This window comes from Halomonas sp. KHS3 (genome assembly GCF_000830495.1).
Lineage (GTDB): Bacteria > Pseudomonadota > Gammaproteobacteria > Pseudomonadales > Halomonadaceae > Vreelandella > Vreelandella titanicae.
Genome location: NZ_JWHY01000003.1, coordinates 256,560 through 269,763 on the forward strand (window position 1 = coordinate 256,560; position 13,204 = coordinate 269,763).

The window sequence follows — 13,204 nt, forward strand, 5'->3', positions numbered from 1 at the left end:
TGGTTGTTATGGGTGCGAGTATTAAAAAAAGCTGTTTTTAAAACGCATCTCGGTAAGGCAAGTACACAGGGTATAGCAGCAAGTTGACGTTAACGTCAACCAAGTATCTCATGAGTAAACAAAATCTACACCTAGGCGTCAATTAGCCTTTCCATTGTGGCACCGCGCTGGCTATGCTTCGGCTAGTAAACGACTAATGAGTACGCCGCTACCTCGCGGTTCATCCATAGCGAAAGCTCGTGTTTAAACACAGGGAATTATCTATGCAGACCTTTCACTGCCGCTGTGGCAATCCGCTGTTCTACGAAAACACCCACTGCCTTGCCTGTCAGTCAGAAGTAGGCTGGTGCCCTGCTTGTAGCAATATCGTGGCCATTGAGCCCTTGGATAACGGCGGCTATCGCTGTACCCACCCGGGTTGCGATACGGCGCTAATGAAGTGCCACAACTACGCTGTTGAAAACGTGTGTAATCGGCTGGTGGTGATGGAACACGGCCAAGCGGACACGCTCTGCGACTGCTGTCGTTACAACGAAGTAATACCCAACCTCAATATTGCAGGCCACCGTGAGCGTTGGGCGGCACTAGAGGCTGCTAAACGGCGCCTTTTTCATACTCTGGATCTACTTAAACTTCCCCACGGTACCAAAGACGACGACATTGCTGTGCCGTTAAGCTTCTCATTTATGGCTGATGCCCTCCCCGACCAGGGCTTATGGCGTTCCACTGCCAAGCCAGAGAAGGTGTATACCGGCCATGCAGCAGGGCATATCACCATCAACATCAAAGAAGCCGACGACGTTGAACGCGAGCGCTTGCGGGTCGACATGAACGAATCCCATCGCACATTAATTGGTCATTTCCGCCATGAAATCGGCCACTACTATTGGGATGTATTGGTTAAGGATCGCGATGAAGAGAATTGCCGTGCGGTATTTGGCAATCACCACCGGCCAACCTATGCTGAAGCGTTAGAGCGCTACTACCAGCAGGGGGCGCCCAGCGACTGGCCTAATCACTTCATCTCTGCTTACGCCACCATGCACCCCTGGGAAGATTTTGCTGAAACATTTGCCTACTACTTGGATATGGTCGCCGTGCTGAATACCGCACTGCACATGGGTATTACCCCCGTTGAGTACGACGGCAGTCTGGAGAGCATGCTGATTGCCTTTCATCAGGTAGGGATGGCAGTGAATGAGCTCAACCGGGATATGGGCCTGCTCGATTTGGCCCCAGGAGTGCTTGCCCCAGCGGTGCGCGAGAAGCTGGCGTACCTGCATCGAACCGTGCAGGCCGCCAGCCCGCTAGAGCGCGGCTCCCCCACTGGTTAGTCGTTATCGTTATCCCCTGCGTGGCTTTGACTCTGGCTCTGACTCTGGGTTTGGGTGACGCGGGGCACGCTGTCGTCATTCACAAAGTAGGTTGCGCTAAGCGTATCGTGGATAGCGGCAAAGCCGATCTGCAGTTCGTCGATAAACAGGTGCAGCTTGCTGGGTGAGTGGGCCAGCGCTTGAATATCGGCATCCACCACATCGGCGCGCACCAGTGAAACGGTCGCTGCCGGTCGATCCTGTCTTGGCAGTAGCGTCAGCTCATGGCCCAGCGTCTCCAAGCTGCAGGCAATGGAGCGTGGCAGATTAGGATCTTGCAGCAAAAAGCGCAGCACATCCGGGCCCCGAACGCGTAAGCGTACCTGCTGACGGTACATTTGGTAGGCGGTGAGCGATTTGAGTACGCTCATCCACTGCAGGTTTTCAAACGGCAGCAGCTCTTCAGGGTTTTGCGGCAGCAGGCTGGCAGAGCGCACATCCACGATGCGAGTAGTCATATCGGCCCGCTCTAACTGACGCCCCAGCTCAATAAAGGTACGCGCAGGGCCATGGCTTAACGTGCCTTCAATCAGGCCCGTCAACGCCTGGCAGCTACGGATGACGCTTTTGAGAAAGCTATCGCGACGGCGTGGACTAACACCGTTTTCGGCATGATCGGCCACGCTCAGATAGAGCTGGTTAACCTCTTCCCAAATCTCCCGGGGCACCACATCCCGAGTGGTTCTGAGGTTCTCACGGGCACTGGCAAGCGCAGAGATAATCGAAATATCATTGTCAGTATCAGCGCATAAAAAGTGCACCACATTGCGTTCATCAAAGTCTTTATGGCGTGCGGTAAAGGCTTCCAGACTGCCGGTCATTTCGATAAGCGGTGCCCAACCTAACGGCAGGCGCCCCGGCAAATCGAGCATAAGGTGGCTATTGACACTCAGCAAACGGGCAGTGTCTTCCGCACGTTCAATATAGCGCGCCATCCAGTAGAGGTTCTCTGCAACGCGTGACAGCATGGCGTTAGGCTCCTTTCACCGCGGCCGCTGCCGCCTTGTCGTCGGTTTCTACAATCCAGGTGTCTTTACTACCGCCACCTTGAGAAGAGTTCACCACCAACGAACCTTCTATCAATGCCACGCGGGTCAGACCACCGGTGGTGACATGGATTTCTGGCCCCGAAAGAATGAAGGGGCGTAAATCCACATGGCGCGGCTGCGGTAACCCATTCGCCAGCGTAGGCGTGGTCGACAGTGCCAGGGTAGGCTGAGCCATATAGTTGCGCGGGTTCGCCTTAATCAAACGGGCAAACTCTTCGCGGGTCTCTTTGGTTGAGCGTGGGCCAATGAGCATACCGTAGCCCCCCGACTCATTGGCCGGTTTCACTACCAATTCATCCAGGTGGTCGAGGACATAGCGGCGGTCGTCCTCGAACATACACAAGTAGCTGGGCACGTTAGGGATCAGCGGCTCTTGATCGAGGTAGTAGCGAATCAACGCGGGAACAAAGGCGTAAACGACCTTATCGTCCGCCACGCCAGCCCCCGGCGCATTGGCAAGTGCTACTTTCCCCGCCCGCCAGGCGCGCATTAGGCCCGCCACCCCCAGCATGGATTCCGGGTTAAATGCTTCCGGGTCGAGAAACTCATCGTCTACACGGCGGTAAATAACATCGACCCGGCGTAGCCCTTCCACGGTGCGCATGTACACCACATCATCGTCATCAACGAGTAGATCACTTCCCTGCACCAGCTCGACGCCCATTTGCTGGGCAAGATAGGCGTGCTCAAAATAGGCAGAGTTGTAGATCCCGGGAGTCAGTACCACTACCTGGGGGTCATCACCTGGCCTTGGCGACATCTCCGCCAGCATGTCGTAAAGCTGAGCCACATAGTCATCAACGGGCAAAATCTTGCCTGAGGCGAACAACTCCGGCAGTACCCGCTTGGTGACATTGCGGTTTTCCAGCATGTAGGAGACACCGGAAGGAATGCGTAAGTTATCCTCCAGCACGTAGAGCGTCCCGTCGCCATCGCGCACCAGGTCAGAGCCACATACATGAGCCCATACGCCGTGAGGGGGGTTAATGCCAACACACTGGGGGCGGAAATTAACCGATTGTGCCAGCACCTCGGCGGGCAGTACTTTGTCCTTAATGACTTTTTGATCATGGTAAAGGTCATCGATAAATAGATTCAGCGCCTGCACGCGCTGCTTAAGGCCTGCCTCGGTTTTACGCCACTCACTGGCGGGAATGATTCGCGGCACAATATCAAAGGGCCAGGCACGGTCAATCATCGCGCCTTCAGAGTAGACGGTGAAGGTAATCCCCATGGTACGAATAGCGATCTCCGCCGCGGTTTTTCGCTCCGCTAACTCCTCGGCGCTAAACCTTGCCAACATGTTGCACAATTCACCCGCTGACTCGCGTGGCTGACCGGGAGCGGCCATCAGCTCATCGTAGTAATCACGACACGCATAGTTATTCCAATTCACTTGGCTCATGGGCGCTCTCCTGGCGCTGGGGTGGAAGCGGCAACTTCCTCAATGCTCAGTGTAGGCCTGCCGCGTGCAAAACAATCAAACAATTGAGAGCAAAATGCGTACCATCTTTTGCGATATTTCAACGTTCACTTACTTAAACGCTACTTGACAGAGAGCACGAGGAAATTAAAACGCCTTTACGCCCTATCTTGGTGCGCGCAAGAGGCATCAAGTTGGTGCATAACGCGATTTCCACTTTAGTTAAACGTCTTAGTTAAGATAGCGGCTGCAAAAAAGTAAAAGTGGAACGATACTTGCGAAACGTTCGGTTATTCCTTAACCCAACCGACCAGCCGGTTAATAACGGTTCTTTTGAGGGTGGCTCATGACCATTCGCGTTGCCTTGTATCATCGTACGACTTACCACTTTGACCGCCCGGTGCGTCTTTCGCCCCATGTTATTCGACTGCGCCCAGCGCCCCACTGCCGTACTCATATCGAAGCGTACTCGCTCAAACTCTCCGGCGATGACCACTTTTTAAACTGGCAACAGGATCCGTTCGGCAACTTCAATGCTCGCGTGGTGTTCCCTGAACCGCGCCAAGAGTTAACCATTGCCGTCGAGCTAATCGTCCCGATGACGGTGATTAACCCGTTCGATTTCTTCTTGGACGACATTGCGCAAACGATTCCCTTTGCTTACCCAGAAGCGCTGCGCCAAGAACTAAGCCCCTATCTTGAAATAACCGAATCAGGGCCACGGCTGATGGAGTGGCTCAAAGCCGTTCCCCGTGAACCGACTACCACCGTCGATTTTCTGGTCGCGCTTAATCAACGTCTGCAGAATGACATCGGTTACCTAGTGCGCCTGGAGCCCGGTGTCCAGAGCTGCGAAGAGACGCTGACACTCGCCAGCGGCTCCTGCCGCGACAGTGCCTGGCTGCTGGTGCAAATTTTCCGCCATCTGGGCCTCGCCGCTCGTTTTGTGTCCGGCTATCTCATTCAGCTCAAGTCAGATGTTAAAGCGCTGGACGGCCCGAGCGGCAGCGAGGTGGACTTCACCGACCTGCACGCCTGGACCGAAGTCTTCCTGCCCGGCGCCGGCTGGGTAGGCCTTGACCCCACCTCAGGTCTATTCGCTGGCGAAGGACACATTCCCCTCGCCGCCACTCCGACGACGGGTAGCGCCGCGGCCATCACCGGATTTTCGGATAAGTGTGAAGTCACCTTTGATGTGACCATGGAGGTCGAGCGCATCCATGAAGACCCACGGGTCACCAAGCCCTATAGCGATGAACAGTGGCACCGTATCTGCACGCTGGGCGACCAAGTGGACGCTGAACTCTTACAGCAGGACGTTCGCCTTACTATGGGGGGCGAACCCACGTTTGTATCCGTCGACGATATGGAGAGCCCACAGTGGAATACCGAAGCGTTAGGTGAGCACAAGCGCGAGCGCGCCGAGGCACTGCTAACCCGGCTGCAAGCCGCCTATGCGCCCGGCAGCGCTATTCAGCAACAGCAGGGCAAATGGTACCCCGGTGAACCGTTACCGCGCTGGGCGCTGGCCTGCTATTGGCGGAAAGATGGCGTGCCGCTATGGCGAGATCCAAAATGGCTAGCTTGTATGGAAGGCGCCCCCAAGGTAGCCGTGGATGACACCACTGCCCAACGCTTTACCAAAGCACTTAGCGAACGCCTGGGCGTGGCTGAGCGCTACTGGATTCCGGCGTATGAAGATGCCTACTACTACCTCTGGAAAGAGCAATCGCTGCCGGTCAATGTCGACCCACGCGAAGCCAATCTAAAAGATGACGCCGAACGCCACCGTTTAGCTCGCTTATTGGAGCAGGGGTTAGACGAAGTCGTGGGCTACGCCCTGCCGCTGCGCCACTCGATCAGCCAAGCCCACCGCTGGGAGAGCGGCCGCTGGCCGCTCAAGCGCGACCACTTATTTCTGGTGCCCGGCGATTCGCCCATGGGCCTACGCTTACCCCTTTCAACGCTTCCCTGGGCTGACCCAGAGGAGCAGCCGCAGCCTGAATCGCTGTTCGCTCCTCGGCCTGAACTGGGTGATATTCACGGTGAAGTTGCCCGCCGCAACGCCGAACAGCTGCATATCAGTGATGCCGAACGCTTGGGGCGCTCAAGCCACCCGAGCCCATCACACCCCGAGGGCGAATCCGTTCAACAGCAGCCCCCGGCAAACAGCGATAGGGAAAGTAATGTTATTCACACCAGCCTATGTGTGGAGCCACGGGATGGTCGCCTAAATATTTTCCTGCCCCCGCTGACCGGCTTAGAGCACTACCTGGATCTACTTAGCACCGTTGAGGAGTGCGCCAAGGAACTCGCTTGCCCGGTCATGATAGAGGGCTACTCGCCCCCTCGGGATCCGCGTCTGGAAAATTTTATGATCACCCCCGACCCAGGCGTGATCGAAGTGAATATTATGCCTGCGGCCAGTTGGCAAACCCTGGTGGCACAAACCGAACGGCTGTATGCGGAAGCCCGTGAAACCCGCCTGGGCACTGAAAAGTTTATGCTCGATGGCCGCCACACCGGTACCGGCGGTGGCAACCATGTCACCCTGGGCGGGTTGACGCCTGACGATTCACCGTTTTTGCGTCGTCCGGATCTGCTCGCCAGTTTAGTCACCTACTGGCAGCACCACCCGAGTCTCTCTTACCTGTTTTCGGGTCTGTTTATTGGCCCCACCAGCCAGGCGCCGCGGGTGGATGAAGCTCGCCATGAAGCCCTCTATGAGCTGGAGATCGCCCTACAGCAAATGCCCGAAGGCGAAGTGGTGCAGCCCTGGCTGGTCGATCGCTTATTGCGCCACCTGCTCACCGACTTAACCGGCAATACTCACCGCGCCGAATTCTGTATCGACAAACTCTACTCGCCGGATAGCGACAGCGGTCGCCTCGGCTTACTGGAACTACGCGGCTTTGAGATGCCACCCCATGCCCGCATGGGGCTGATGCAGATGCTGCTGATCCGCGCACTGGTAGCCCGCTGCTGGAAAACGCCCTACCGAGCCAAACCGGTGCGCTGGGGCAGCGCCTTGCAGGATCGCTGGATGCTTCCCCACTACCTCTGGAGCGACCTTGACGACGTGCTGGGTGACTTGCGCCACCACGGCTTCGATTTTGATCTAGAGTGGTTCGCCCCCTTCCTGGAGTTTCGCTTCCCGCTGCACGGACGCTTGCACACCCCCATGCTGGATATTGAGCTGCGCCAAGCCATCGAACCCTGGCATGTATTGGGCGAAGAGGCCTCAGCTGGCGGCACTGCCCGCTACGTGGATTCCTCAGTGGAGCGCCTGGAAGTCAAGGTGAGTGGCATGAGCGGTGACCGCTATGTGGTGACCTGCAACGGCCGCCGGGTGCCCCTTTCAGCTACCGGCAGAAACGGCGAAGCGGTGGCCGGGGTGCGTTACCGCGCTTGGCAGCCGCCCTCGGCGCTTCATCCGCAGATCCCCATTCACGCGCCGCTGGTGTTTGATGTGATCGACACCTGGAACCAGCGCTCAGTCGCGGGCTGTACTTACTACGTAGTGCACCCCACAGGGCGTAATTTCGATACCTTCCCGGTCAATGCGTTTGAAGCCGAAGCGCGAAGACTGGGGCGTTTTAGTGACAGCGGCCATAGTCATGGCCATCAGGTTCCCAAGCTGGAAACCCCCAGCCTGGAACTGCCGCAGACCCTCGACCTGCGCTGGACGCCTAGCTAATGCTTTTCTCTTAGCGACTAGTGCAGGATAATCCGCCTCCTACTGCTTAGGATTACAAGGATAATGACGGCCCCTGTCTCTCCCTCACTTCTCGCGCCCGTGGCTAACGGGCTCGTTGAGGATTACTTACACCAGCTAGGCAAGGGACAGCCCGGCACGTTCGACGCCATGCTCGATGGCCAGGGGCAGTTACGCCCTGGCTGGCAGAGCTTACTCGGCTCATTGGAGGGCCTGGGCCCGACGGGTCGTCACCAGCAGCATGACGAGATTCAGCGCCTACTGGCTGAAAACGGCGTAATTTTCAATATGCATGATGAAACCCAGGGGCGTTCGTGGCGGCTCGACCCGCTACCCTGGGTGATTGATGAACCACAGTGGCAAGCATTAGAAGCGGGGCTAATCCAGCGCAGTCGTCTGCTGAGCGCCCTCTACGACGATATCTATGGGCCCAAAACGCTCTTTGAGGCTGGACTACTCCCCACCCAAGAGCTGCTTGCCTCAGCGCATTTATTACTGCCCTGCCACCAGTCGCTGCCCAATGACCGCGCGCCGATTATTTTCCACGGTGTGGATGTGATTCAGGATACTCAGGGCCAGTGGCGGGTGTTGGCAGACCGCCTACAGGCGCCATCCGGTACTGGGCTTGCGCTCGAAAACCGTATACTGATGGCCCGCGCCCTGCCGGATATGTATCGCAATGCGCCCTTAAAGCGGCTAGCGGGGTTTCTTGACCTACACCACCGCACGCTGATCGCCATGGCCTATCAGCATCGCGATAACCCCACGCTTATCTTATTAACGCCGGGGCCGGGGAGCCCACGCTATTTTGAGCACGCCTATTTAGCCAATTACCTCAATATTGCACTGGTAGAAGGCCAGGATTTAGTCGTACGCGATACCCAAGTATGGCTGCGCACCCTGGGCGGTCTACAGCCAGTCGATGTGATACTGCGCCACTGCGACGACGCTTACTGCGACCCGCTGGAACTGCGCGGCGATTCGCAGCTGGGCGTACCCGGGCTACTCCAGGCCATGCGCTCAGGCGGCGTGGCGCTATCTAACGCCTTGGGGGTAGGCATTTTGGAAGCCCCGGTGTTAGCGGACTACTTACCGATGCTGTGCGAGCATCTTCTGGGTGAGACCCTGCTGCTGCCCAACGTCAATGCCACGACGCAGCCAGCCACCGCGCCGGTTTTTGATAGCCACCTACAGCGCCTGGAGCCCACCACGCTCAACCTACGCTGCTTTGTAACACGCACCCCCAATGCCACTGCCAAAAGCAGCACTGCTGCTAAAAATAGTGCGGCTGGCGAGTACCAAGTAATGCCCGGTGGTTTAGCTTGGGTTGGCGAACCTGGCTTGCCATCACTAAGCAGCACCATCGTTAAAGATGTCTGGGTTACGGCAGCCTCTCCTCAGCCCCATGTCAGCCAGCTCCGCCAGGCCCGCGGCCCGGTGGTGGCCACCCGTGACGGCACCGACCTACCCAGCCGAGTAGCCGAAAGCCTGTTTTGGTTAGGCCGCTACGGCGAGCGCTTAGACACCCGCGCGCGACTGCTGCGTGAAGCGCTAATGAGGCTAATGGAGTACGACCAGGATGAGATCGCCGATCAGCTGCTCGATGAACTTCTGCTGGCACTGGATATCACCACGCTAAACGAAGAGGACCAACAGCGACTACAGGCACCTTTGATTGGTTTTGATCTAAAGCGCGCCGCGTTACTGGCGCAGTTTGATGACGTGGATCCCCAGGCCTTACAGCCACTGTTTGCCCAACTAATGCGCAACGCACGCAGCGTGCGTGACCACTTAGGCGATGACTCCTGGCGGGTGGTGCACCAGCTGCGTCAGCGCATGGCCACCTTCAACCCAAGCTTGGGGGCCAGCGCGGCACGGCGCGCTTGCGAGGGGCTGTCTGCTCAGCTAGCCGCCTTCTTCGGGCTGTGTAACGAAACCATGCCCCATCACTACGGCTGGCGGTTTATGGATATTGGTCGCTTCCTGGATCGCGTACTGGGACTGCTCTCGCTGCTCAAGCTCACCCTCAATGCGCCGCACTCGCCGGGGCTGGCGTTGTGGGAAGTCGTGCTCGCCACCACCGATAACTTTACCGCCTATCGCCGCCGCTACCGCAGTGAGCTTCACCCTGCGGCGATTCTCGATCTACTGCTGTTCGATGAAACCAATCCTCGCTCGGTGGGCTATATGCTCAAGCGCATTGAACGACAGATGGATCGCCTGCCGGGCAGCTCATCGCCCTACCGTAACGCCGAACGGCGGCTATTAATTCAGGCCAATGCGGCACTGCACCTGGCCGACATTGATCGCTTAAGTCATCTAGCCGATACACCGGAGGCACAGGATGCCTTAGAGCAACTGCTGGATGCTTTAATTGAACCCTTAAGCGCGCTTTCTGAAGCCATCAGTCAGAGTCATTTCAGCCACGTGGAGCGGCCACGCCAGTTAGTCAGCATGGAGCCTGATGCATGAACTACACGCTGCGCCATACCACCCGCTACCACTACAGCGCCCCCGTGACGCTGTGCCATAGTGAAGCTCGGGTACTACCACGTAAAACGCCGCATCAGCACTGTGGTGCCTCGGAACTGCAGATCAGCCCCACGCCGCAGGTACAGATGGAGCGCCGCGATGTATTCGGCAATCGAGTGCTCTATTTCGCCATGGAGGAAGTTCATCAAACCTTGGATGTCACGGTGGTAACGCAGTTGAGTACACACCCCTTAGCAGCGCTACCCACCACCTCAACGACGTGGGAACAAGTCGCTCAGCAGCTTAGCCAGAACAACAGTTTTGACATTCAACTTTACCGCCTCGACTCACCGTTTATTCGCCGTAATGATGAGCTGGCCACCTTTGCCCACAGCTGCTTTACCCCAGGCAGGCCAATAGTCGAGGCGACTCTCGCGCTCAATGAACTGATTCATCAAACCTTCGAGTACGACCCCAGCTTTACCACACTCGCAACGCCGCTAAGCGAAGTACTCGCCAACCGGCGGGGTGTCTGCCAGGATTTTGCTCATCTCGCGATTGGTGCATTGCGTTCGGTAGGTCTTGCTGCGCGCTATGTCAGTGGCTATTTGGAAACCCAGCCCCCGCCCGGGCAGCCACGCCTGATCGGCGCAGATGCTTCCCATGCATGGTTGGCGACCTGGATTCCCGAATGGGGGTGGCTGGCCCTAGACCCCACCAATGGCACCGTGGCCAGTGAACAGCACCCTGTACTGGCCTGGGGGCGAGATTACGCCGACGTAGCCCCGCTAAAAGGCGTCATGAACGGGGGCGGCGAACACCGCCTGGAAGTCGAAGTGGATGTCATGCCACTGGTGGGCTGATGCAAACCAACCCCACCTAAGGTATAACAGATACATAGCTGGCTTGTTCAAGGAAGACCCGATGCAGCAAAGGGATGGTGATGGTAAAAACGTCGGGCATGCGCCTCTCTGGGCATCCCAGATCCTGCTTCTGGGCTGTTTTCTGGTCTTGCTATCGGGTGCCGTCGAACAGTTTTACAAGCCACATTTCACCGAGCTGCAACAGACCGATGAAAGCCTGAAAAGTCTTTCGAGTCACTACGCTTTCGCGCCACTCCCCACCAAGCTACGAATAAGAAACGCTGCCACCAAGCGGCAGGTAGATAAAGAGCTTTTGAAGGCCATCAAATGGTCAGCCGACGATCCCCCTCCCGTTAGCTTTTTCGCCTCGCTGCATTCAGCTATCTCCCGCCAGGCAATTCTTGGCCGTGTCGTTTCAAACGACACCAGCGGCTGTGCCCTCCTTCTTCCCCCCGGTCGGGCACCGCCTATCCTCGCAAAGAGCTAACTACGTAGTTGTTCAGTTATTCATTAGTGGCACCGCTTTAGAGACACGCTGCCATTCAAACTATCAGTACCTTTTTAGAAGGGTTCTCCGTTTATGTTTCCCGTTGACAAGCTCATTTTACTTGCTGCCATTTTGATATTGGTGGGCATTGTATCGAGCAAATTATCTGCCCGCCTTGGCTTACCTGTCCTGGTTCTGTTCTTGGTCATTGGCATGCTGGCCGGTGAGAGTGGTATTGGAGGGATCGCCTTCGACAACCCAGCGGGGGCACATGCCCTAGGCACGCTGGCGCTGGCAATGATCCTCTTTGACGGCGGGCTTCAAACGCCTACCTCATCGATTCGAAAAGTCTGGAAACCCGCCTCCCTGCTCGCCACTTTCGGGGTGTTGATCACGGCTCTAATCACCGGCGTGGCAGCCGCCTACATTCTCGACTTACCGCTGCTGGAAGGCCTGCTACTAGGGGCTATCGTGGGCTCCACAGATGCCGCAGCGGTATTTTCGCTGTTAAGAAACGCCGGCATACATATCAATAAAAAACTGAAATCCACGCTAGAGATCGAAAGCGCCTCAAACGACCCGATGGCTATTTTCCTTACCGTCGGGTTGCTGGAAGTGCTGGTCAATGGCATGAAACCAGGCACGGGGCTGCTTGAGCTTTTCGTCATGCAGATGGGCGTAGGGGGCCTGGTAGGGCTTGGCGTAGGATGGGCATCGGTCAAGATCATTAACCGCATCCATCTGGTGGCCTCGGGCCTTTACCCGGTAATGGTGGCCGCGTGTGGCTTCCTTTCCTTTGGTATCTCAGCCAACGCAGGGGGGAGCGGATTCCTGGCCATTTTCCTGACCGGGGTGTTCATTGGCAACCACCGTATCGCCTTTCAGCGCAGCACATTCCTGTTTCATGATGGGCTCGCCTGGCTAAGCCAGATCGTGATGTTCGTGGTATTGGGGCTGCTGATAAACCCGGTGTCTCTGCTGGATGTATGGCTGGAAGGGCTGGTGATTGCTGCGGTACTGATTTTGGTTGCCCGGCCAATCGCCGTGTTGCCGGTCATGAAACTGTTCGGCTTCAATGCCCGTGAAGCCAGTTTAGTGGCCTGGGTAGGCCTACGTGGCTCCGTCCCTATTATCCTGGCTATTTTTCCGCTGATGTTTGGGCTGGAGGGTGCAGAATTAATCTTCAATGTGGTGTTTTTCGTGGTGCTGATCTCGGCAACCATCCAGGGCACCACTCTGCCAGTGGTGGCCCGCAAGCTGGGATTGACTGAAAAACCGCCAGCGGTACCGGCGGCCAGCCTTGAGATTACCGCGCTGGAAGAGGTAGATGCCGATATTGTGGAGTACACCCTGAGCGACCATCCACGCGCAGCGGGTCGGCGGCTTTCACAAATGGCACTACCCGATACGACGGTCGTCGCAATGATTACCCGGGGTAAGGACGTAATTCCCCCGCGAGGCTCGACAGAGCTAATGGCTGGCGATCACCTGTTCGTGGTGCTGCGTCCCGAGACGAGACCGTTTATCGACTGTGTCTTTTCAGATGCGGTGGGCGTGGTCAGTGACGAGCTGCCCGATCAGGAGCTGAAGCTCAAGGGCAGTACCAGGATAGACGATTTACGCCACTCGTATGGCGTGTTGATCGAAGGGGAGGATGGCCAGACGACTCTCGATGCGCTGCTGCGCAATACACTCTCCAGCCAACCGGAGATAGGCGACTCACTTCAGCTCGATGGCATCATGCTGGCGGTACTGGCGACACTCGGTGGCCGTATTACCACGGTTGGCTTGACGGTGCAGGACAAGCCTGACCAATAAGCGT

At 57.0% G+C, this 13,204-nt stretch carries 8 protein-coding genes; 6 read left to right on the top strand and 2 right to left on the bottom strand.

What is annotated here, in order from left to right; all coding sequences use genetic code 11:
• Positions 1-263 precede the first annotated feature (263 nt).
• Entirely contained in the window at positions 264-1,334 is a 1,071-nt protein-coding gene (locus tag RO22_RS10080) for a putative zinc-binding metallopeptidase (RefSeq protein ID WP_041158256.1), read from the top strand.
• On the opposite strand, the gene RO22_RS10085 is transcribed toward RO22_RS10080, so the two are convergent.
• Positions 1,331-2,341, bottom strand: a complete 1,011-nt coding sequence (locus RO22_RS10085) for an alpha-E domain-containing protein (RefSeq protein ID WP_022522535.1) — start codon at positions 2,339-2,341, stop codon at positions 1,331-1,333. The genes RO22_RS10080 and RO22_RS10085 overlap by 4 nt on opposite strands.
• Before the next feature lie 4 nt (positions 2,342-2,345).
• Positions 2,346-3,827 carry a circularly permuted type 2 ATP-grasp protein gene (locus RO22_RS10090; protein WP_022522534.1) on the bottom strand — a complete coding sequence of 494 codons (1,482 nt, stop codon included), beginning with the start codon at positions 3,825-3,827 and terminating at the stop codon, positions 2,346-2,348.
• Positions 3,828-4,191: 364 nt separating this feature from the next.
• Here RO22_RS10090 and RO22_RS10095 point away from each other — a divergent pair, with 364 nt between their 5' ends.
• The 5 genes from RO22_RS10095 to RO22_RS10115 all read left to right on the top strand — a co-directional run bounded on the left by RO22_RS10095 (position 4,192) and on the right by RO22_RS10115 (position 13,200).
• On the top strand, positions 4,192-7,542 hold the full coding sequence (locus RO22_RS10095; protein ID WP_022522533.1) for a DUF2126 domain-containing protein: 3,351 nt from the start codon (positions 4,192-4,194) through the stop codon (positions 7,540-7,542).
• 63 nt (positions 7,543-7,605) lie between these two features.
• A complete protein-coding gene (locus RO22_RS10100) occupies positions 7,606-10,032 on the top strand; it encodes a circularly permuted type 2 ATP-grasp protein (protein ID WP_041158257.1) in 2,427 nt (808 codons plus the stop codon).
• On the top strand, positions 10,029-10,895 hold the full coding sequence (locus tag RO22_RS10105) for a transglutaminase N-terminal domain-containing protein (RefSeq protein ID WP_022522531.1): 867 nt from the start codon (positions 10,029-10,031) through the stop codon (positions 10,893-10,895). Before RO22_RS10100 ends, RO22_RS10105 begins: the two co-directional genes overlap by 4 nt.
• 61 nt (positions 10,896-10,956) lie before the next feature.
• The gene (locus RO22_RS10110) at positions 10,957-11,382 is read left to right on the top strand and encodes a hypothetical protein (protein WP_022522530.1); all 426 of its coding nucleotides are present in this window, start codon (positions 10,957-10,959) and stop codon (positions 11,380-11,382) included.
• A gap of 93 nt (positions 11,383-11,475) precedes the next feature.
• Positions 11,476-13,200, top strand: a complete 1,725-nt coding sequence (locus RO22_RS10115) for a potassium/proton antiporter (RefSeq protein WP_041158258.1) — start codon at positions 11,476-11,478, stop codon at positions 13,198-13,200.
• Positions 13,201-13,204 lie beyond the last annotated feature (4 nt).